The organism is Pseudomonas bananamidigenes, assembly GCF_001679645.1.
GTDB classification, from domain to species: domain Bacteria; phylum Pseudomonadota; class Gammaproteobacteria; order Pseudomonadales; family Pseudomonadaceae; genus Aquipseudomonas; species Aquipseudomonas bananamidigenes.
Map to the genome: position 1 here is coordinate 69,577 of NZ_LRUN01000006.1, position 21,176 is coordinate 90,752.

Here is a 21,176-nt window from a genome sequence, read left to right on the forward strand (position 1 = left end):
ATTTGAACGATCAGTATGATCGCTGTGTGGGAAAGTGCCGGATCTGCGTCAGATCAATTGACAAGCGTGGTCGGCTTTCCTAGGGTTCGCCCCATTGTTTTTGCCGGGTATGACCATGACTGCTGACGACCGTATCAAACTCGAACCGAGCTGGAAGGAGGCACTGCGTGCCGAATTCGACCAGCCCTACATGGCAGAGTTGCGCACTTTTCTGCAGCAGGAGCGGGCGGCCGGCAAGGAAATCTATCCGCCGGGCCCGCTGATTTTCAATGCACTGAACTCGACGCCACTGGACAAGGTGAAGGTGGTCATCCTTGGTCAGGATCCGTACCACGGCCCCGGCCAGGCCCACGGCTTGTGCTTCTCGGTGCAACCGGGCGTGCCGGCGCCGCCGTCGCTGGTCAACATCTATAAAGAGTTGAAACGCGATCTGAACATCGACATCCCCAACCATGGCTATCTGCAGAGCTGGGCCGATCAGGGGGTGCTGATGCTCAACACCACCATGACCGTCGAGCGCGCCAATGCCAACGCGCACAAGGACAAGGGCTGGCAGTTTTTCACCGACCGGATCATCGAAGTGGTCAGCCAGCGGCAGCCGCATCTGGTGTTCATGCTCTGGGGCTCCCATGCCCAGAGCAAACAGAAGCTGATCGACGCCACCAAGCATCTGGTACTGACCTCGGTGCATCCATCGCCGCTGTCGGCCTATCGCGGCTTCTTTGGCTGCGGGCACTTCAGCCGTACCAACAAGTTCCTGGAGCAGAACGGCGAAGCGCCGATCGAGTGGCGTTTGCCCGCCGTCGTCTGATCGTCAGGGCTGGCGGTTCCAGTACTTGAACAACGGTTCCGCCAGAAACAACACGAACAGCAGCCGCATCACCTGCATCGCCGTCACCAGAGGCACCGACAGTTGCAGGGTTTCCGCCGTCAGGCTCATCTCGGCGATCCCGCCGGGCATCATGCCCAGGGTCAGCGAACGCAGATCCAGATGGGTCATTGCACTCAGTCCCAGCGCCGCCAGTGTGGCGATCAACATGGTCAGCGCCGTACCGATCAACGTACGCCCCATGAACGACGGTGCGCGGCGAAAGAACTGCCGATTGAAATGACAGCCGAGTCCGCTGCCGATCAGCCACTGGCCGATCTGGCTGCCGCTATTGGGCAGACCGATGTGCAGATCCCAGCCGATGCTCACCGCCGCGCTGACCAGCAACGGCCCGAACAGCCACGGATTGGGCTGGCGCAGACGTTGCCAGAACCAGGCGAGCAGACCGCCCGCCGGAAACAGAAACGCCAGCCAGCGCCAATCGACGCTGCCGGCGTGAGAAATCGGGGCACCATCGCCCAGCAGATATTTGAATGCCGCCGGCACACACAGCACCACCACCAGCACCCGCAAGCTTTGCCCGGCCGCGACGTGGCTGAGCATCGCGCCGTTGCGGGCGCCGAGGTTGACCATCTCACCGGAGCCGCCGGGCATGCTGGAGAAAAACGCCGTGGCGCGATCCTCACCGGTACGGCGCATCAGCCAAACGCCGACCACCGCCGACAGGCTGGTGACCAACGCCCCGAAGAAAATCAGGCCGAAGTGGCTCAGCACCTGTTCCATCACCGGTGGAGTGAAGTGCAGGCCGATGCCGATCCCGACGATCCACTGACCGCACTTGCGGCCGCCAGGGATTTCCGTCAGTTGCCACGGGGTCAGGCAGCGCACGAGGATGATCGCCAGTAACGAGCCGACCATCCACGGCAGCGGCCAGCCGATCTGGCTGGCGATAAAACCGCCAAGCAGACCGACCAGCGGGGTTCCCCACCAGGTTTTGAAGGACCGATCAGACATCGGCGACGACGCGCCGGGCGACCGAACGTTTGCGCCAGATACGCAGCAACGGCATCAGCAACATGATCGCGGTCAGGATCCAGACACCGAAGGTGATCGGGCTCGACCAGAGGATTTCCAGCGCACCGTTGGAGATCGACAGCGCACGGCGCAGGTTCTGCTCCATCAAGCCGCCGAGGATGAATCCCAGCAGCACTGGCGACAGCGGGAAGTCCAGTTTGCGCAGGATGTAACCGAAGATGCCGATGCCGACCATCAGAAACAGGTCGAACGTGGTGGCATGCACCGCGTACACACCGATCCCGGTAATGATCGCGATCACCGGCACGAGGGCCCAGTTCGGCACGGCGAGGATGCGGGTGAAGATGCGGATCATCGGAATGTTCAGGATCACCAGCATGATGTTGGCGATGAACAGTGAAGCGATCAGGCCCCAGACGATGTCCGGTTGTTGCTGGAACAGCAGCGGGCCCGGGGTGATGTTGTACAGCGACAGTGCGCCGATCATCACCGCCGTGGTGCCTGAGCCCGGTACGCCGAGGGTCAGCATCGGCACCAGCGCGCCGCAGGCGGATGCGCCGATGGCGGTTTCCGGGGCGGCGAGGCCGCGTCTGTCACCTTCACCGAATTTGCCGTCGGCACCGGCGATGCGTTTCTCGGTCATGTAGGCCACGGCACTGGCCAGGGTCGCGCCGGCGCCAGGCAATACGCCCATGATGAAACCGAGCAGGCCGCAGCGGATGTTCACCACGAACACCGACGCCGCTTCCTTGAGGTTGAACATCATCCGTCCGGTGGCTTTTACGGCTTCCTGGCCACGGTGGGTTTTCTCCAGCAGCAACAGGATTTCGCTGATCGAGAACAGACCCAGCACCAGCACCACGAACTGAATGCCGTCGGTCAGGTGAATATTGTCGCCGGTGAAGCGGTACACGCCGCTGTTGGCGTCGATGCCGACGCTGGACAGGAACAGACCGATCAGCGCTGCAATAAATGTCTTCAGCGGTCGGTCACCTGCCATGCCGCCCAGGCAGACAATCGCGAACACCATCAGGACGAAATATTCCGCCGGCCCGAAAGCGATGGCCCATTTCGCCAGCAGCGGGGCGAACAGCACCATGCCGCAAGTGGCGATGAGCGCACCGATGAACGAGCTCCATGCCGACAACGACAGCGCCACACCGGCGAATCCCTGACGGGCCATCGGATAGCCGTCGAGGGTGGTCATCACAGTGGAAGCTTCGCCGGGAATGTTCAGCAGGATCGAACTGATCCGGCCCCCGTATTCACAGCCCAGGTACACCGCCGCCAGCAGGATCAGCGCCGACTCCGGCGGCAGACCGAGGGCGAAGGCGATCGGAATCAGCAGTGCCACGCCATTGATCGGGCCCAGGCCCGGCAGCAGGCCGACGACGGTGCCGATCAGCGTACCGGTCAGCGCGGTGACCAGGTTATACGGGCTCAGCGCGACGCCGAAGCCCTGTCCCAAATATCCGAGCGTATCCATATCAGTTCTCCAGAACGTCGAGCAGGCCGAGGGGCAGCGGTACGTCCATCAGACGGTCGAACAGCAGGTACAGACCGATGGCCATCAGCGTGGTCACCACGATGCTCGGCAGCCAGCGGCCACCGTACAGGCGCGCCATCGGGATGCCGATCACGCAACTGCTGAGGATGAAACCCAAGGGCTCGAACAGACCGGCGAACACCAGCAGCAACAGCACGCAGATACCGATCTTGGTCAGGGTTTCACGGTCCAGCGGCGGTTCGTCTTCGCTGTGTTTGATCGGCGCCGGGCGAAACAGCATGTACAGCAGCGCCAGGCTCATCAGGCCGAGCATCAGCAGGGGAAATGCCCGCGGGCCGACCGGTTCGTAGGAAAACGCCGCCTGATAGGGCCAGGCCATCAGTGCCAGGCCGGCACAGGCCAGCAGCAACACCGAAGCAAAAATGCGTTGAATAAGCATGAGGAACTCCTGGGCCACGACCTCGAAACGCGAGGCCATGGCCGCTAGACAGAGACGATCACTGGATCAGGCCGAACTCTTTGGCCAGCACTTTGTAATCCGCGACTTGTTTCTTGACGTAGGTGTCCAGCTCCGGGCCGGTCATGGCGAACGGGAACAGTTCACGCTGATCGCGCAGCTTGGCGAACTCTTCGGACGTCAGCAGCTTGTCGAAGGCCTCTTTCCACCAGGCGTAGTCTTCATCGCTGACTTTCGGCCCGAGGTAGAAGCCGCGAACCACCGGCCAGACGATGTCGTAGCCTTGCTCGCGAGCAGTCGGGATGTCTTTCATTTCCGGCTCGTCCAGGCGTTTCTCGGCGAACACGGCCAGCAGGCGCATGTCACCGCTCTGGATATGCGGCATGGAGTCGGAGATGTCGGTGCTGCCGACCTGGATGTGGCCGCCGAGCAGGGCGGTGGCGATTTCGCCGCCGCCTTCGAGGGCGACATAACGCAGGTCGCGCGGGTTGATCCCGGCAGCCTTGGCGATCAGTGCGGTCTGCATCCAGTCCTGGCTGCCGACGGTACCACCGGAGCCGATGACCACGGCGCTCGGATCTTTCTTCAGTGCCTGAACGAGATCATCAAGGGTCTTGTAGGGTGAATCGCTTTTCACCGCGATGGCGCCATAGCTGGTGCCGACCGCCGCCAGCCAGCGCACATTGGTTTCATCGAAACGGCCGAACTTGCCCTGCGCCAGGTTCAGCAGCGAACCGCTGGACCAGGCCACCAGCGTGCCGGCATCCGCCGGGCGCTGAGCCACGACGGCGTTGTACGCCACCGCGCCGACACCGCCAGGCATGTAGGTCACGCGCATCGGTTTGGTCAGCAGTTTTTCGTTGACCAGCGCGCTTTGCGCCAGTTTGCAGGTCAGGTCGAAACCGCCGCCGGGGGAGGCCGGGGCGATGCATTCCGGGCGTTTCGGTTCAGCCATCAATTGACCGGCGAACAACATGACGCCAGCGGCCAGAGCGACTTTACGCAGTGATAAGTTCATCGATGTCTCCTTGGGAGTTGTTGTTATGGACGTACTGAATTACCAAAGGGCAACGCTATAGCTCACCAGCAGACGCACTTCATCTCGAAGTAATCGGCGTAGCTCATCGGTGCAAAACCGGCGAGGGCGGCGGCGCTGGCAAGGGCGGTATGGCTGAAACGGGAAGGAAGAACAGGCGTAGGAGCCTTGGTCTGCAAGGTCGGCATGCGAGGGGTACTCCGTTTATTGTTCTTATTGGTCGAAAACGCTTCGAGGCGTTTTTCGTATCGCTGTGTGGCAGCAGCGACGGAAGCCGAAACATTCCGTAACCCGACTCTATCGGCCAAACCTTTCGCTAACCTTTCAGCGGCCTTTAACGCGTTTTCGGGCTTCACAGCGGCGGTTGCGGCTGTAAACTCCGCGGCAAAGAATGGCGTCGGCCATCCCTGAATGAGGTAGAGATCCATGCGTGTTCTGCTCGTCGAAGACCATCTGCCACTGGCCGAAAGCGTTGCCCAGGCGCTCAAGAGCACGGGGTTGACCGTGGATGTGTTGCACGATGGCGTGGCCGCCGACCTGGCGCTGGGCAGCGAGGAATACGCAATGGCGATCCTTGATGTCGGCCTGCCGCGCATGGATGGATTCGAGGTGCTGGCACGCCTGCGGGCCCGGGGCAAGAATCTGCCGGTACTGATGCTGACCGCTCGCAGTGACGTCAAGGATCGGGTTCACGGGCTCAATCTCGGGGCTGACGATTATCTGGCCAAGCCGTTTGAATTGACGGAGCTTGAGGCCCGGGTCAAAGCCCTGTTGCGCCGCAGTGTGCTCGGCGGTGAACGCTTGCAGCGCTGTGGTGTGCTGGCCTATGACCTGGAGACCCGGCGCTTTACCCTCGGCGAAGAGTTACTCACGCTGACTTCCCGCGAGCAGGCTGTGCTCGAAGCACTGATCGCCCGTCCCGGGCGGGTGATGAGCAAGGAGCAACTGGCCTCGCAAGTGTTCGGTCTCGACGAGGAAGCCAGCCCCGACGCCATCGAAATCTACGTGCATCGCCTGCGCAAGAAGCTCGACGGCCATGCGGTGGCCATCGTGACCTTCCGGGGCCTGGGGTATCTGCTGGAAAGCCGCGATGCATAAGCCCAGCAGCCTGCGCTGGCGATTGTTGTGGAACCTCGCGCTGCTGCTGGTGGTGTTGATGCTGGCCAGCGGCTTGAGCGCCTACTGGAACGGTCGCGAAGCCGCCGATACCGCTTATGACCGCACGCTGCTGGCGTCGGCCCGCACCATTGCCGCAGGTCTGTCTCAACGTGATGGCAGTCTGAGTGCCGATGTGCCCTACGTGGCGCTGGACACCTTCGCCTACGACAGCGCCGGGCGCATCTATTACCAGGTCAACGACATCCATCAGAAACTGATTTCCGGTTACGAAAACCTGCCCGGCCCGCCGCCCGGAACGCCGCGAACCGACAGTTACCCGGCGCTCGCGCGTTTTTACAACGCCACCTATCAGGGCCAGAACGTGCGCGTGGTCAGCCTGTTGAAAGCGGTGACCGAACCGAACATGAATGGCATGGCGGAAATCCGTGTCGCCGAAACTGATGAAGCACGCGTCAGCATGGCCCGCAGCCTGGCGGCAGACACGTTGCTGCGGCTCGGCATGCTGGCAATCGGTGCGTTGCTGCTGGTGTGGTTTGCCGTCAGTGCGGCACTGCGGCCGATCGAGCGCTTGCGCACGGCGGTGGAAGAGCGACAGCCGGATGATCTGCGGCCCTTGCCGCTGGTGGAAGTGCAGCACGAATTGTGGCCGCTGGTGCGAGCGCTCAATCACTTTACCGAACGCCTGCGCGGGCAGTTCGAGCGGCAGGCGCAATTCATTGCCGATGCGGCCCACGAACTGCGTACACCGCTGGCAGCGCTCAAGGCGCGACTTGAGCTGGGTCTGCGCTCCGGTGAGCCGCAGACCTGGCGCGAGACACTCGAATCATCGGCACAAAGTACCGATCGCCTGACCCATCTGGCCAACCAGTTGTTGTCGCTGGCCCGGGTGGAAAACGGTGCCCGGGCGATTGCCGAGGGTGGCGCACAATTGCTTGATCTGAGCCAACTGGCCCGGGAACTGGGCATGGCCATGGCACCGCTGGCCCATGCGCGGGGCGTCGCTCTGGCACTGGAGGCCGATGAGCCCGTGTGGCTGCGCGGCGAGCCGACGTTGCTCAATGAACTGCTGAGCAACCTGGTGGATAACGCGCTGGCCCATACACCATCGGGGGGCAACGTCATTCTGCGGGTGTTGCCACCGGCGGTGCTTGAGGTCGAGGACGACGGCCCGGGCATTCCGCAGGATGAACGTGACCGGGTGTTCGAGCGCTTCTACCGGCGCAATCAGCAGGTTGCCGGTTCCGGGCTGGGGCTGGCGATTGTCGGGGAAATCTGTCGCGCGCATCTGGCGCAGATCACACTGCATGATGGTGAGCAGGCGGGTTTGAAGGTGCGGGTGAGTTTTATCGCGGGCTGAGACTCAGTAGAACATCGACCGCGACTCTTCCAGATCCGCGCACATCGCCTTGTTGTCGATGTCGATTCCGAGCTTGCGAAAGGCTGGAACGCTGAGCGGGTCGATGCGGGCGAGGGGGTGATCGCTGTCCTTGTGGCAATACAGGCTGGCCACCTGTACCAGATCCACGTAGTCGACCTGCGGCGATTCGCGTTTCAGATCTTGATACAGCCCGGGCAACGCCACGAGTCGCTCGGGGAACTCCCAGACCTGCAGCAATTTGTCGCCGATCAGCGGATGAATGTGATCGATCACGTGGTTGAGGCTGACCGGATCGGACAGCAATTCATAGTGATCTTCGGCGTAGGTCAGGATCGGCAGCACGCCGATCTGGTGCACCAGCCCGCCCAATGCAGCCTGATCAGGCTTGAGTTGGGTATGGCGCCGACACAGGGCATAGCTGACCCCGGCGATTTCCAGACTCTTGCGCCACACCTCGCGCATCTTCTGTTCCACCACCTCGGAGCGGGCGTGGAAGATCTGCTCCATCACCAGACCGATCGCCAGGTTGCTGCTGTAGTTGACGCCCAGCCGGGTAATCGCGGTGTGCAGGTCAGTGACTTCCTGGGTGGCGCGCAGCAACGGGCTGTTGACCACTTTGATCAGCCGCGCGGACAGTGCCGTGTCGCGGCCGATCACTTTGCTCAGGTCGCTGACGCTGATGTCCGGGTCTTCGGCGGCCTTGCGAATCTGCAGGGCCACTTCCGGTAACGTTGGCAGAACCAGGTCATCGTTATCGATGGCCTCAACCAAATCCTGTTGGACCTTATCCGCCAGCTCACTCATGTCATTTCTCTAGGGTGTTGCAACAAATACTGCGATCAACGCTGGATTTCGCGGTCGCGATCCAGTTCGTATGGCAGGTCGAGCAAATGCAGCGCCGGACCTTCGGCCGTGCCCAGACGCAAATCGCCTGCGTCGGCAGCTTCGGCCTGCAGCACCGCCAGCAGTTCAATATTTTGTTCGGCGCGGGCAGCCAGCACCACTTCGCCGATGGAACTGCCATGGCTTGGGGCGAACAGCGGGGTGCCCGGCTCAGGCAACTCGCTGGCGTCCAGTCGCACGCGGTACAGGCGACGCTTGAGCTTGCCCAGGTACTGCATGCGCGCAACGATTTCCTGGCCGGTGTAGCAGCCTTTCTTGAAGCTCACGCCGCCGACCGCTTGCAGATTGAGCATCTGCGGAATGAACAGCTCACGGGTGCCCGGCATGACCTGGCCGATACCGGCGCGGATCTGGCCCAGCAGCCATTGGTTGAGTTGGGCTTCGGTCAGTTGCGCGGACAATTTGCCTTTGATCGCGTCGGCCTGAGCGGCCGGGACCCAGAGTTCGGCACGTTCGGGGGAAACGCGAATCGCGATCAGCCCTTCGTGGCGAACCACACTGTCGGCGTCTGCCGGCAGTTCCAGACCCAGGCTGCTCAGGGCTGCATCCCCGTGATCCAGACCGAAGCGCACCCATGCGGCGCTTTCGTCGGTCAGTTTCGATTTGGAAAACACGGCGTATTTTTTCAGGTCCGCCAGTTGCGGCTCCAGCAGTTCACCGGCCATGGCCATCAGCACGCCATCGCCTTCGAGCACAATGCGGAAACTCGACTGCATCCGGCCTTTCTGCGTGCAACGGGCACCGAGGCTGGCCCGGTCATCGCTCAGGTAATTGATATTGCAGGTCAGCTGGCCTTGCAGGAATTTTCCGGCATCCGCGCCGCGAACCGCGAGAACGCCTTCATGAGAGAGGGTGCAGAAAAAAGCAGAATCGGCCATGGGTCATCGCAGGGTAAATAGACTGGGGCACATCATAAGGGGGTGGTGTTGAAATGGGTAGTTCATAAAGGATCGGTGGTGCCCGACCAAAGCCGACTGTTCGGCCCGTCTCGGGCCTGTATACTTGCGGCCTATTTGAGGAGTGCCCCATGGTCGAACAAGTTGAACTGAATCGCCTCTTTTGGCACAGCCGTCGCGGCATGCTTGAGCTTGACGTGCTGCTGGTGCCGTTCGTGAAAGAGGTCTACTCGAATCTGAACGAGGTGGACCGGGCGCTGTATGTCCGCCTGCTGGAATGCGAGGATCAGGACATGTTCGGCTGGTTCATGGAACGCAGCGAATCGGAAGATCCCGAGCTGCAACGCATGGTTCGCATGATTCTGGACCGTGTCCAGCCCAAGTAACACGTTCGAATGCCGCTGGCAGGCCTCGCGGCAATTGCTGGCGGCGTATCTCCTGGCTCAGGCGTTCGCCCTGTGCGCTTTGTTTCTGCTTGTCCTGCCTTTATGGGGCAGTCTGCTTGGTGCAGTCGCTTGCCTGATCCATGGGGCGTGGGTGCTGCCCCGCCAGATTCTGTTGAGTCATCCCAAGGCTTTCTGCCGATTGCGTTGCGATGCCGATGGCTGGCAATTGTGGAATCGGGCCGATGGCTGGCAGCCGGTTCAGTTGCGACCGGACAGTCTGGCGCTACCCGTGATTGTGGTGCTGCGCTTTCGTTTGCGCGGCGAGTGGCGGGTCAGGTCGATCTGCGTGCCCCGGGATGCGCAGGCGGCGGATCTGCACCGACGCCTGCGGGTACGTCTCAAGTTCAGCCGACGTAGGTGGGCGGCACCAGAATAGTGTCGAGGGCTTCGGGCAGCAGGTCCGGGTAGTCGAGGGTGTAATGCAGGCCTCGGCTCTCTTTGCGCTCCATGGCTGAGCGAATCATCAGTTCCGCCACTTGTGCCAGGTTGCGCAATTCGATCAGGTCGCGGCTGACTTTATAGTTGCTGTAGAACTCGTCGATTTCGTCCAGCAGCAGTCGCACGCGATGTTGTGCCCGTTGCAGACGCTTGTTGGTGCGTACGATGCCGACATAGTCCCACATGAAGCGCCGCAGCTCGTCCCAGTTGTGCGCGATGATCACGTCTTCGTCGGAGTCGGTTACCTGGCTTGCGTCCCAGGCGGGCAAGGCGTGGGGGATGGCGACGTCGGACAGCTGTTCGAGGATGTCCGAGGCGGCAGAACGGGCGTAGACGAAGCATTCCAGCAGCGAGTTGCTGGCCATGCGGTTGGCGCCGTGCAGGCCGGTGAAGCTGGTTTCGCCGATGGCGTAGAGACCGGGTACGTCAGTGCGCCCCTGTTGGTCGACCATCACGCCGCCGCAGGTGTAGTGCGCCGCCGGGACGACCGGGATTGGCTGTCTGGTGATATCGATGCCGAATCCGAGGCAGCGCTCGTATACCGTCGGGAAATGGGTTTTGATGAACGTATCGGGTTTGTGGCTGATGTCGAGATAGACGCAGTCCACACCCAGTCGCTTCATCTCATGGTCGATGGCTCGGGCCACGATGTCCCGGGGCGCGAGCTCGGCGCGCGGGTCGAAACGCTGCATGAAGCTTTCGCCGTTCGGCAATTTCAAATGCGCGCCTTCTCCGCGCAGGGCTTCGGTGATCAGGAAACTCTTGGCCTGCGGGTGATACAGGCAGGTGGGGTGGAACTGATTGAACTCCAGGTTTGCCACGCGGCAACCCGAACGCCAGGCCATGGCGATGCCGTCGCCGCAGGCGCCGTCAGGATTGCTGGTATAGAGGTACACCTTGGCGGCGCCGCCGGAAGCCAGAATCACGAACCGTGCGCCGTAGGTGTCGACTTCGCCGGTCTTGCGATTGAGTACGTAGGCGCCGAGGCAGCGGTCGCCGTCCAGCCCGAGGCGGCGTTCGGTGATCAGGTCCACCGCGACCCGCTGTTCCAGCAGTTCGATGTTCGAGCGTTTTCTGGCCTGGGCCAGCAAGGTCGTGAAGATGGCGGCGCCGGTGGCGTCGGCGGCGTGGATGATGCGGCGATGGCTGTGACCGCCTTCGCGAGTCAGGTGGAATTCGAATCCGCCGTCTTCTGCCCCGGACTGTTCGTCGCGGGTAAAGGGCACGCCTTGGTCGATCAGCCACCGGATCGCCTCTTTGCTGTGCTCGACGGTGAAACGTACCGCATCCTCATGACACAGGCCGCCACCGGCGTTGAGCGTGTCATCGACGTGGGATTCGACGGTGTCGGTATCGTCCAGTACGGCTGCGACTCCCCCTTGGGCCCAATAAGTCGAGCCGTTGGCGAGATCACCTTTGCTCAATACGGCGATGCGCAAGTGACCGGGCAGGGTCAGCGCGAGACTCAAACCGGCAGCACCGCTGCCAATCACCAGGACATCGTGTTGAAACTGTTGGCTCATTTCAGGATTCCGCTCAATGCGACCCGGGTCGGGGTTGGCGCAAGACAGGCGGAGGGGCGAGTCGAGACAGCCACACAGCCCACTAGTATATAGAGGGGTGGGGCGGCACAATAGCCGGGCCGATATGGCATTGTGAAACTATCGTGATGGAAAAATGCGGGCGCCTTTTCAGATGCTTTTTTCTCTGAATCAGGAAAAAAGCGGCTGTATCGCGGATGAAACAGGCTTTTTCCAGCCATGGTTGCCCAATGTCGCTTCTGTCCGGCTATAAATGTTTGGAACTTTTGCCAAAGGCTCAAGATCAATAGACAGTTGCCTGAATCAAGGGACAGTGTCGGCTTCAAGGCGGAATCCGTGGTTGGATTCTCGCCAGTGAGCCGATGAAAAGATTATTCGCGCAGCCGGCTTGTCCCGCGCTGCGTTTTTCGTGCGTGTCAAATCAGAAGCCCGCAGGAAACTTGCTTGGAGGGGGAGAACTTTTGCGAAAAGCCCGAGTCTATGTCTGCAAGTCCGGTCGATTGGTCGTGCAAGCCTCCTCCGAGTTTATCGAGGAGTGTTCATGCTAACCCAGGAAGAGGATCAGCAGCTGGTCGAGCGCGTTCAGCGCGGCGACAAGCGAGCTTTCGATCTGCTCGTGTTGAAGTATCAACACAAAATTCTCGGGTTGATCGTGCGTTTCGTGCACGACACCCATGAAGCCCAGGACGTTGCGCAAGAAGCCTTTATCAAGGCGTACCGAGCGCTTGGAAACTTTCGCGGAGACAGTGCCTTTTATACATGGCTGTACCGCATCGCCATCAACACGGCGAAAAACTATCTGGTTTCACGCGGCCGCCGGCCGCCGGATAGCGATGTCAGCTCGGAAGATGCAGAGTTCTATGACGGCGATCACGGCCTGAAGGATCTTGAATCTCCAGAGCGTTCATTGCTGCGGGATGAGATCGAAGGCACCGTCCATCGAACCATCCAGCAATTGCCAGAGGATTTGCGCACGGCTTTAACTTTGCGTGAATTCGATGGTCTGAGTTACGAGGACATCGCGAGTGTCATGCAATGTCCGGTTGGTACCGTGCGCTCCCGGATTTTTCGCGCTCGGGAGGCCATCGATAAAGCCCTGCAGCCGTTGTTGCAGGAAAACTAAAGACAGCGGCGACAGCCAAGAGAGGAACGCCATGAGTCGGGAAGCCCTGCAGGAATCGCTGTCCGCAGTGATGGATAACGAAGCGGACGAACTGGAATTGCGTCGAGTGCTCAACGCACTGGATGATGTTGAAACCCGCGAAACCTGGGCTCGTTACCAGATCGCTCGGGCAGCCATGCACAAGGATCTGCTGCTGCCACGCCTGGATCTCGCTGCGGCGGTTTCTGCTGCGCTGGAAGATGAAGCCACTCCAGCCAAAGTGTCCCGTGGTCCTTGGCGCAGCCTGGGGCGTCTGGCCGTTGCAGCTTCTGTGACCGTTGCCGTGCTGGCCGGTGTTCGTCTGTACAACCAGGATGAAATCGCCGGTGTTGAACTCGCGCAACAATCCAATCAGCCAGCATTGGCCGTTCCTCAAGTAAAAGGCCCGGCTGTATTGGCCGGCTACAATGAGAGTTCGGAAGCCACCGGCCCTATGGCCAATGGTGTGCTGCAAGGTCAGCCGGGCTGGCACGATCAGCGTCTGCCGGGTTACCTGCGTCAACACGCCCAGCAAGCCGCGCTGAAAGGCACTGAAAGTGCCCTGCCTTATGCACGAGCAGCCAGTCTGGAAAACCGTTAAGGAGGATCATGCGCGCCATACCTCTACTTTCGCTTCTGCTCAGTGGCTGGTTCGTTGTTCCCGCCCATGCCGATGAGGCCCAGGACTGGCTGACCCGTCTGGGCCAGGCGGAGCAGCAGCAAAGCTTTCACGGCACATTCGTCTACGAGCGTAACGGTAGTTTTTCTACCCACAGCATCTGGCATCGTGTCCAGAACGGGCAAGTGCGTGAGCGCTTGCTCCAGCTTGATGGTTCTGCACAGGAAGTCGTGCGCGTTGATGGGCATACTCAATGCGTCAGCGGAACCCTGATTGCGGGGCTGGGAGATTCTCCAAATTCTGCCGCTCGTTCTCTTGACCCCCAGAAACTGAAGAATTGGTATGAGCTTGCCGTAATCGGCAAGTCACGCGTGGCCGGGCGTGAGGCGGTAATCGTATCGTTGACGCCAAGAGATCAATATCGCTACGGTTTCGAGCTGCATCTGGACAAGGAAACCGGGTTGCCACTCAAGTCTCTGTTGCTCAATGACAAGGGACAGCTGCTTGAGCGGTTCCAGTTCACTCGTCTGGATACCTCCGAGGTTCCGTCCGACAAGGAACTTCAGGCCGCCTCCGACTGTAAGCCGGTCAACCTCGAGAGTGACAAGGCTTCAGCCGTCAAGGCCGCTCAAGTCTGGCGATCCGATTGGTTGCCCCCCGGCTTCGAGCTCACCAGCAGTTCCTCGCACAAGGATCCCGACACCAAGACCCAGGTCAACAGTCTGCTATATGACGATGGACTGGCTCGTTTCTCGGTGTTTCTGGAGCCGCTCAATGGTGCAGTCGTCACGGATACCCGGACTCAGTTGGGTCCTACCGTCGCTGTATCCCGCCGTTTGACTACGCCGCAGGGCGAAATGATGGTGACGGTGGTCGGCGAAATTCCGATTGGCACTGCCGAGCGGATTGCCCTGTCGATACGCAATGATGGCGCTGCAACCAGCAAGCAGTGAGCTGATTCCAGCCGTTTCCACTTCGTGTTCGAGATGTGAAATGTTTGCTGAGCATTTTCATTTGCAAATAACCCGAAAATTTTTTATAGGTCAGAGCCTCTCGGCTCTGGCCTTGTTTGTTGTTCCCGGAACAAAAATGCCGGCCTGCGGTTTCCGGTGTTCCTTGCTCCATATCGCTTAACCCTGCTCGTCGTAACGGGAGCTGTATGTCGATACCAAGTTTGAAGTCTTATCTCTCCGTCATCACCGCTGTGCTGGTGCTCGGTCAGGCTGTCCCGGCAGTCAGTGCGGCTGAAGCGGCCAGTCCGGTCAACCTGCCGGATTTCACCCAGTTGGTTGAAAAGGCCTCGCCTGCGGTGGTGAACATCAGTACCACGCAAAAACTGCCGGATCGCAAAGTGAACCAGCAGATGCCTGATCTGGAAGGTTTGCCGCCGATGCTGCGTGAGTTCTTCGAGCGGGGCATGCCACCGCAGCAGCGTTCGCCACGTGGTGACCGTCAGCGTGAAGCGCAATCGCTGGGTTCGGGCTTCATCATTTCGCCGGATGGCTACATCCTGACCAACAACCATGTGATCGCCGATGCCGACGAAATCCTCGTTAGACTGGCGGATCGAAGCGAAATGAAAGCCAAGCTGATCGGCACCGACCCACGCTCCGACGTGGCCCTGCTGAAAATCGAAGGCAAGGATCTGCCGGTGCTGAAGCTCGGCAAATCTCAGGACCTGAAAGCCGGTCAGTGGGTCGTGGCGATCGGTTCGCCGTTCGGCTTCGACCACACGGTGACCCAGGGCATCGTCAGCGCCGTTGGCCGCAGTTTGCCGAACGAAAACTATGTGCCTTTCATTCAGACCGACGTGCCGATCAACCCGGGCAACTCCGGTGGTCCGCTGTTCAATCTGAACGGTGAAGTGGTGGGGATCAACTCGCAGATCTACACCCGCTCCGGTGGCTTCATGGGCGTTTCCTTCGCTATCCCGATCGATGTTGCCATGGATGTCTCCAACCAGCTGAAAAGCGGTGGCAAGGTGAGTCGCGGCTGGTTGGGCGTTGTCATTCAGGAAGTGAACAAGGATCTGGCCGAGTCGTTCGGTCTGGAAAAACCGGCCGGTGCGCTGGTGGCTCAGATCCAGGATGACGGCCCGGCTGCCAAGGGTGGGCTGCAAGTAGGCGACGTGATCCTGAGCATGAACGGTCAACCGATTGTCATGTCCGCTGATCTTCCTCACCTGGTAGGTGCTTTGAAAGCTGGCGCCAAGGCCAATCTGGAAGTGATTCGTGAGGGCAAGCGCAAGAATATCGAGCTGACGGTCGGCGCGATTCCTGACGAAGACAAGGAGCTGGATGCCTTGCCGAAATCCGGCGTCGAGACCAGCAGTAATCGCCTCGGTGTTTCCGTGGCCGAACTGACCGCTGAGCAGAAGAAAACCTACGACCTCAAAGGTGGTGTGGTGATCAAGGAGGTGCAGGACGGTCCTGCCGCACTGATTGGCCTGCAGCCAGGCGACATCATCACCCATCTGAACAACCAGGCCATCGGTTCGGCCAAGGAGTTCGGGGAGATCGCCAAGGCACTGCCGAAGAATCGCTCGGTATCGATGCGGGTTCTGCGTCAGGGACGTGCCAGCTTCATTACCTTCAAGCTGGCTGAATGATCCGATAGCTGTCGCGTAAATGAAAAAACCGCCTCGAATGAGGCGGTTTTTTCATGCCCGCAGTTTTATCCCATCATGTCCTTGATCATGCGTTCCTGCTCCATCAGCTCACGCTGACGAGCGTCGATACGCGACGATAGCGGGAAGTTGTTGCCGGCCTTGCGCTTGGCAAAATCCAGTTGCTGGATGGCCTGGCGATAGTCGCCGACCAGTGCGAAATACTCGGCGCGGGCTTGATGCAGGCCAATGATATTGCCAGACAAACCACGGGTCTCCGCCACCTGATACCAGACGTCCGGATCGTCCGGGCGTGATTTCAGCAAGCCTTCAAGTGCCTTTTCCGCATCGGCCGTACGGTTCTGCTTCAGCAGCAGATCGACACGTACCTGGTTCAGCGGATAGTTACCCGGGTATTGCGTCAGCATGCGGTCGACCCGTGACTGCGCGTCTGCCAGGCGATTGTTGGTGATGTCCAGATCGATCTGGGCGAGGTTGTAGATGATTTCGTTCGGCGACTGCGCCAGCAACTGCGTGAGGTTCGCTCGCGCCTCATTCAGCTGGCCTCCCTTGATCTGGGCGATCGCCAGACCGTAACGGGCCACATTGTTTTTCGGGTTTTCGTCCAGTTGCGCCCGGAAGCGTTTTGCACCCATCCCGGGGGTTTCTTCATAGATCAGCTGTACCCGTGCGCGGATCAACTGATAGCGCATGCTGTCCTCAATGCCGCCGGGCTTGGCCTGCTCTGCGCGGTTGCGGGTGTCGGCGATGCGGGATTCGGTTACCGGGTGAGTCAGCAGGAATTCCGGCGGCTTGGCATCGTAACGGTACTGGCGCATCAGGCGCTCGAACATGGTCGGCATGGAGCGGGGGTCGTAACCGGCCTTTTCCAGATTGAGGATGCCGATGCGGTCAGCCTCTTGCTCGTTCTGGCGCGAGAAGGTGCGCTGCGACTGGATCGCTGCCGCCTGAGTACCGGCGATGGTCGCAATCCCTGCATCGCCGCCACCGGCTGCTGCGATCACGATGCCGGCCAGCAGGGCGGCCATCATCGGTACCTGCATCCGCTGGGAGGCCTCGACGCCGCGAGCGAAGTGGCGTTGTGACAAGTGTGCCAGTTCGTGGGCCAGCACCGAGGCATATTCACCTTCGGTCTGGGCGTTGAGGAAAAGGCCGCCGTTGACCCCGACAATCCCGCCAGGTGCCGCGAAGGCGTTGAGCTGCGGGCTGTTGATCAGTATGAACTCCAGGCGTCGGTCGTTGACCTGGCTGGTTTCCACCAGTTTATAGACGCTGGACTCGACGTAATCCTTGAGCTGGGGATCGTTGAGTTGCGAAACCTGGCTGCGCAGCAATGCCAGCCAGGCACGGCCCAGTTGGTATTCCTGTTGTGGCGAGACGATGGCAGAGCTGGCGTCACCGAGTGACGGCAGGTCGTCGGCAAAGCCCGGTGAGGCGAGCAGGCAAGCGAGCGTCAGCAGGGTAGGGCGCAAAAATGTCATGCACAAAGCCTTAGTCGACAAAGTCCTTACTGTAGCCGGACACCGGGCCTGCGACCAGATATTCTAGGCAGCCTGACCACCTGATCCGGAGTGACGCATGACCGACGCCGTAGCCCACGACTGTGAACTGGACGCCAGCGGCCTGAACTGTCCGTTGCCGTTGCTCAAGGCCAAGATGGAACTGAACAGGTTGCCCAGCGGTGCGGTACTGAAGGTGATCGCCACGGATGCCGGCTCACAGCGCGACTTTCGCACCTTTGCGCGGTTGGCCGGTCATACGCTGCTGCATGAAGAAGACGAGGCAGGCGTCTACCGTTACTGGTTGAAAAAAGCCTGAAATCGACAGCGTAAAAGACCTAAGGATTATTGATGTTCAAAGTGTTACGCGACTGGATTCAGCGCTACTTTTCCGACGAGGAAGCCGTGGTGCTGGCGGTGCTGTTGTTTCTTGCCTTCACCGCCGTACTGACCCTCGGTGGAATGCTTGCGCCGGTTCTGGCCGGGATGGTGCTGGCTTACCTGATGCAGGGTTTGGTGGTGACCCTGGAGCGCCTGCGGATGCCTGGCGGGGCGGCGGTGGGGCTGGTATTTGCGCTGTTCATGGGCGTACTGCTGTTGTTCATCGTCGTGGTGTTGCCGTTGCTTTGGCATCAACTGATCACCTTGTTCAATGAATTGCCGGGCATGCTCGCCAAGTGGCAATCGTTGTTGTTGCTGCTGCCGGAGCGCTATCCGCATCTGGTGTCCGACGAGCAGGTGCTGCAAGCCATCGAGGCGGCACGGGGCGAGATCGGCAAGTTCGGGCAGTGGGCGCTGACGTTTTCGTTGTCCAGTCTGCCGCTTCTGGTAAACATCATGATCTACCTGGTTCTGGTGCCGATCCTGGTGTTCTTCTTCCTGAAAGACCGGGTGATGATCGGCGAATGGGTGCGCGGTTATCTGCCGCGTGAGCGAGCGCTGATCACCCGGGTTGCCGAGGAAATGAACCGGCAGATCGCCAACTACATTCGCGGCAAGGTCATCGAGATCGTGATCTGTGGTGGCGTGACCTATATCGCCTTCGTCGCCTCGGGCTGAACTACGCGGCGCTGCTGGCGTTGCTGGTGGGGGTGTCGGTGGTGGTGCCGTATGTCGGGGCGGTAGTGGTGACGGTACCGGTGATGTTGATCGCGCTGTTCCAGTGGGGCTGGAGCGATCAGTTCATTTATTTGATGGCGGTCTACGGAATTATCCAGACCCTGGACGGCAACGTGCTGGTGCCGCTGCTGTTTTCCGAAGCGGTCAACCTGCACCCGGTGGCGATTATCTGTGCGGTGCTGTTGTTCGGCGGGTTGTGGGGTTTCTGGGGCGTATTCTTCGCGATTCCGCTGGCGACGCTGTTCAAGGCTGTGCTTGATGCCTGGCCACGCAAGGAGCCGGTGGTAGCGCCACTGCTCTGAAACGGATTCGGCGCCCGTCAGGGCGCCGAAAGGATCAAGCCTTGTTCAGCGCCTGAGCGGCGGCCAGCACCGCATCAACGTGGCCCGGCACTTTCACGCCACGCCATTCCTGACGCAGTACGCCATTCTTGTCGATCAGGAAGGTACTGCGATCCACACCCATGTATTCCTTGCCGTAGAGTTTTTTCAGTTTGATCACGTCGAACAGCTGGCAGACGGCTTCGTCCTTGTCGCTGATCAGTTCGAACGGAAACTCCTGCTTGCACTTGAAGTTCTCGTGGGACTTCAGGCTGTCCCGGGAGATGCCGAAGATTTCCGTGTCGGCCGCCTTGAACGCTGCGTATTGATCACGAAACCCCTGGCCTTCGGTGGTGCAACCCGGAGTGCTGTCCTTCGGATAGAAGTAGATCACCACTTGCTTGCCCTTGAGGGCCGAAAGGCGCACGGTCTGTCCGCTGGTCGCGGGTGCTTCGAAGTCGGCAACCGCTTGATCGATGGTTACGGCCATGAAAGCTTCCTTACATTGGGTTCTGTGGGCGCCACGGTTCGATCAGCGCGTCCAGGTTCATGGCATCGGCGAAGTCCAGGAACTGGTCGCGCAGCCAGCTGATCTGGGTGCCGGCCGGCAAGGTCACGGTAAATGTGGCATTGAGCATGGTGCCGCCGGTCTGCGGCGCCTGATAGGTGTCGCAGGTCAGGTTTTCCAGCTCGACGTTGTGATCCATGAAGAACTGGCAGAGTTCATTGATGATGTCGGAGCGATAGGCCGAGGAGACGTAAGCCACGTACGGCAGGGCCTGCGGGCGGTTTTCCAGGGCGGCGCTGCGCACTACGTTCACGGTGAACGAGTGACGTTTGGCCAGGATCGGCAGGCTGCTTTCCAGGCGGGCCAGGGCGTCCCAGCTGCCGGAGACTTCGAGCACCAGCGCGCTGCACTCGCCGTGGCGGGTCAGGCGCGAAGTGACGACCGCGCAGCGGTTTTCATGGCTGGCGCGGCACAGGACGTTGGTCAGCTCCATGGGATTGGCGCCGAGCGCACTGACGACAAGGAATTGTTCGCGAACTGTGGGGGTGGACATGCAGCATTCCTAAAGCGATGAGCGGTCGGTAGGTTAAAGGCATTGATTGCCGGGACATGCCTGTAAGGAAAGCCCGATTTGCATATCGCCACGGCTCCGATAATAAAGAAGCGTAAGGCAGCGACACTGGAATGGGGCCTCGATGGCCGAAACAGGGAGCAGGAACCCGGCGTACAAGCTGATCTGTACCGATCAAAGTCTGAAGGGTAGCGAAAAGCGGCGCTCAGGGGAATGGCGGCACCGTACTTCGCTTGTGCAAGCATGTTGGCGCCAGTACCATTACCGCTCTCTTTTTCCGGCAGGAGCGGTTTCATGATTGCGGGCAGTATGGTGGCACTGGTCACACCCATGGATGCACAAGGGCGTCTTGACTGGGACAGCCTCAGCAAACTCGTGGACTTCCACCTCAAGAACGGCACCCATGCTATTGTCGCGGTCGGTACGACCGGCGAGTCGGCAACCCTTGATGTAGAAGAACACATTGCCGTCATCAAAGCCGTGGTCAAGCAAGTCAACGGTCGAATTCCGGTCATCGCCGGCACCGGCGCCAACTCGACCCGCGAAGCCGTCGAGCTGACCCGCAATGCCAAGGAAGCCGGCGCCGACGCCTGCCTGCTGGTGGTTCCGTACTACAACAAGCCGACCCAGGAAGGCCTGTACCAGCACTTCAAACACATCGCCGAAGCGGTGGACATCCCGCAGATCCTCTACAACGTTCCAGGCCGCACTTCCTGCGACATGCAGGCCGAAACCGTGATCCGTCTGTCCAGCGTGCCGAACATCATCGGCATCAAGGAAGCCACCGGCGACCTGAAGCGCGCCAAGGCGATCCTCGATGGCGTGAGCAAGGATTTCATCGTGCTGTCCGGCGATGATCCGACCGCCGTCGAGCTGATCCTGATGGGTGGCAAAGGCAACATTTCCGTCACTGCCAACGTCGCTCCACGCGAAATGGCCGACCTGTGCGAGGCCGCGCTCAAGGGCGACGCCGAGACCGCACGGGCAATCAACGAAAAACTGATGCCGCTGCACAAGGACCTGTTCATCGAAGCCAACCCGATTCCGGTGAAGTGGGCTTTGGTCGAAATGGGTCTGATGCACGAAGGTATCCGCCTGCCGCTGACCTGGCTGAGCGCTCCTTGTCATGAAACGTTGCGCTCGGCCCTGCGCCAGTGCAGCGTCCTGGTTTAATTGAGGAAGTACAAC

The 21,176-nt window shown here is 60.3% G+C and carries 22 protein-coding genes and 1 pseudogene; 12 read left to right on the plus strand and 11 right to left on the minus strand.

Annotated features, from left to right (window positions below; translation table 11 throughout):
• Nucleotides 1–115 precede the first annotated feature (115 nt).
• Complete coding sequence (ung, locus tag BBF94_RS03300; RefSeq protein WP_065257668.1) at nt 116–811, plus strand: uracil-DNA glycosylase; 696 nt, start codon at nt 116–118, stop codon at nt 809–811.
• A 3-nt stretch (nt 812–814) separates the two neighbouring features.
• Here ung and BBF94_RS03305 read toward each other — a convergent pair whose 3' ends face one another.
• The 5 genes from BBF94_RS03305 to BBF94_RS03325 form a co-directional block, all read right to left on the minus strand.
• Nucleotides 815–1,843, minus strand: a complete 1,029-nt coding sequence (locus BBF94_RS03305) for an AbrB family transcriptional regulator (RefSeq protein WP_065257628.1) — start codon at nt 1,841–1,843, stop codon at nt 815–817.
• Complete coding sequence (locus BBF94_RS03310; RefSeq protein ID WP_065257629.1) at nt 1,836–3,350, minus strand: tripartite tricarboxylate transporter permease; 1,515 nt, start codon at nt 3,348–3,350, stop codon at nt 1,836–1,838. Before BBF94_RS03310 ends, BBF94_RS03305 begins: the two co-directional genes overlap by 8 nt.
• A 1-nt stretch (nt 3,351) precedes the next feature.
• Entirely contained in the window at nt 3,352–3,810 is a 459-nt protein-coding gene (locus BBF94_RS03315) for a tripartite tricarboxylate transporter TctB family protein (protein WP_065257669.1), read from the minus strand.
• Nucleotides 3,811–3,868: 58 nt separating this feature from the next.
• Complete coding sequence (locus tag BBF94_RS03320) at nt 3,869–4,846, minus strand: Bug family tripartite tricarboxylate transporter substrate binding protein (RefSeq protein WP_065257630.1); 978 nt, start codon at nt 4,844–4,846, stop codon at nt 3,869–3,871.
• 62 nt (nt 4,847–4,908) lie between these two features.
• Nucleotides 4,909–5,292, minus strand: coding sequence for a hypothetical protein (locus BBF94_RS03325; protein ID WP_065257631.1), 384 nt, complete (start codon nt 5,290–5,292; stop codon nt 4,909–4,911).
• Between BBF94_RS03325 and BBF94_RS03330 the strand changes: the two genes are divergently transcribed.
• Together BBF94_RS03330 and BBF94_RS03335 are read left to right on the plus strand one after the other, a co-directional pair.
• Nucleotides 5,291–5,962 (plus strand): response regulator, encoded by a 672-nt coding sequence (locus BBF94_RS03330; protein WP_065257632.1) that lies wholly within the window; start codon nt 5,291–5,293, stop codon nt 5,960–5,962. The two genes, BBF94_RS03325 and BBF94_RS03330, sit on opposite strands and share 2 nt — an antisense overlap.
• A complete protein-coding gene (locus tag BBF94_RS03335; RefSeq protein WP_065257633.1) occupies nt 5,955–7,340 on the plus strand; it encodes a sensor histidine kinase in 1,386 nt (461 codons plus the stop codon). Before BBF94_RS03330 ends, BBF94_RS03335 begins: the two co-directional genes overlap by 8 nt.
• A gap of 3 nt (nt 7,341–7,343) precedes the next feature.
• Here BBF94_RS03335 and BBF94_RS03340 read toward each other — a convergent pair whose 3' ends face one another.
• Both BBF94_RS03340 and ygfZ read right to left on the minus strand, forming a co-directional pair.
• Nucleotides 7,344–8,165 (minus strand): HDOD domain-containing protein, encoded by an 822-nt coding sequence (locus BBF94_RS03340; protein WP_065257634.1) that lies wholly within the window; start codon nt 8,163–8,165, stop codon nt 7,344–7,346.
• Nucleotides 8,166–8,200: 35 nt separating this feature from the next.
• Nucleotides 8,201–9,142, minus strand: a complete 942-nt coding sequence (ygfZ, locus tag BBF94_RS03345; RefSeq protein ID WP_065257635.1) for a CAF17-like 4Fe-4S cluster assembly/insertion protein YgfZ — start codon at nt 9,140–9,142, stop codon at nt 8,201–8,203.
• 149 nt (nt 9,143–9,291) lie between these two features.
• Here ygfZ and BBF94_RS03350 point away from each other — a divergent pair, with 149 nt between their 5' ends.
• Nucleotides 9,292–9,546, plus strand: a complete 255-nt coding sequence (locus tag BBF94_RS03350; protein WP_065257636.1) for an FAD assembly factor SdhE — start codon at nt 9,292–9,294, stop codon at nt 9,544–9,546.
• Nucleotides 9,530–9,982 (plus strand): protein YgfX, encoded by a 453-nt coding sequence (locus BBF94_RS03355; RefSeq protein ID WP_065257637.1) that lies wholly within the window; start codon nt 9,530–9,532, stop codon nt 9,980–9,982. The genes BBF94_RS03350 and BBF94_RS03355 overlap by 17 nt, the downstream gene beginning before the upstream one ends.
• Here BBF94_RS03355 and nadB read toward each other — a convergent pair.
• On the minus strand, nt 9,951–11,567 hold the full coding sequence (gene nadB / locus BBF94_RS03360; protein ID WP_065257638.1) for an L-aspartate oxidase: 1,617 nt from the start codon (nt 11,565–11,567) through the stop codon (nt 9,951–9,953). The two genes, BBF94_RS03355 and nadB, sit on opposite strands and share 32 nt — an antisense overlap.
• Nucleotides 11,568–12,126: 559 nt before the next feature.
• Between nadB and rpoE the strand changes: the two genes are divergently transcribed.
• The 4 genes from rpoE (at nt 12,127) to BBF94_RS03380 (ending at nt 15,953) form a co-directional block, all read left to right on the plus strand.
• The gene (rpoE, locus tag BBF94_RS03365) at nt 12,127–12,708 is read left to right on the plus strand and encodes an RNA polymerase sigma factor RpoE (RefSeq protein WP_060753712.1); all 582 of its coding nucleotides are present in this window, start codon (nt 12,127–12,129) and stop codon (nt 12,706–12,708) included.
• Nucleotides 12,709–12,739: 31 nt separating this feature from the next.
• Nucleotides 12,740–13,327, plus strand: a complete 588-nt coding sequence (locus tag BBF94_RS03370; protein WP_065257639.1) for a sigma-E factor negative regulatory protein — start codon at nt 12,740–12,742, stop codon at nt 13,325–13,327.
• Nucleotides 13,328–13,335: 8 nt separating this feature from the next.
• Nucleotides 13,336–14,298 carry a MucB/RseB C-terminal domain-containing protein gene (locus tag BBF94_RS03375; RefSeq protein WP_065257640.1) on the plus strand — a complete coding sequence of 321 codons (963 nt, stop codon included), beginning with the start codon at nt 13,336–13,338 and terminating at the stop codon, nt 14,296–14,298.
• A 206-nt stretch (nt 14,299–14,504) separates the two neighbouring features.
• Nucleotides 14,505–15,953: a DegQ family serine endoprotease gene (locus tag BBF94_RS03380; RefSeq protein WP_065257641.1), complete on the plus strand. Its 1,449-nt coding sequence runs from the start codon at nt 14,505–14,507 to the stop codon at nt 15,951–15,953.
• A gap of 65 nt (nt 15,954–16,018) precedes the next feature.
• On the opposite strand, the gene BBF94_RS03385 is transcribed toward BBF94_RS03380, so the two are convergent.
• Nucleotides 16,019–17,452, minus strand: a complete 1,434-nt coding sequence (locus BBF94_RS03385) for a M48 family metalloprotease (RefSeq protein ID WP_065257642.1) — start codon at nt 17,450–17,452, stop codon at nt 16,019–16,021.
• Between the two features lie 97 nt (nt 17,453–17,549).
• Between BBF94_RS03385 and BBF94_RS03390 the strand changes: the two genes are divergently transcribed.
• Complete coding sequence (locus tag BBF94_RS03390; protein WP_065257643.1) at nt 17,550–17,789, plus strand: sulfurtransferase TusA family protein; 240 nt, start codon at nt 17,550–17,552, stop codon at nt 17,787–17,789.
• Between the two features lie 32 nt (nt 17,790–17,821).
• Nucleotides 17,822–18,891, plus strand: a pseudogene (locus tag BBF94_RS03395) (AI-2E family transporter).
• Nucleotides 18,892–18,925: 34 nt separating this feature from the next.
• Here the strand turns inward: BBF94_RS03395 and BBF94_RS03400 are convergent.
• Nucleotides 18,926–19,399: a peroxiredoxin gene (locus BBF94_RS03400; protein ID WP_065257644.1), complete on the minus strand. Its 474-nt coding sequence runs from the start codon at nt 19,397–19,399 to the stop codon at nt 18,926–18,928.
• Between the two features lie 10 nt (nt 19,400–19,409).
• On the minus strand, nt 19,410–19,970 hold the full coding sequence (locus tag BBF94_RS03405) for a glycine cleavage system protein R (protein WP_065257645.1): 561 nt from the start codon (nt 19,968–19,970) through the stop codon (nt 19,410–19,412).
• Nucleotides 19,971–20,282: 312 nt separating this feature from the next.
• On the opposite strand from BBF94_RS03405, the gene dapA reads away from it, so the two are divergent.
• On the plus strand, nt 20,283–21,161 hold the full coding sequence (gene dapA, locus BBF94_RS03410) for a 4-hydroxy-tetrahydrodipicolinate synthase (RefSeq protein ID WP_065257646.1): 879 nt from the start codon (nt 20,283–20,285) through the stop codon (nt 21,159–21,161).
• The last annotated feature ends 15 nt before the right edge of the window (nt 21,162–21,176 follow it).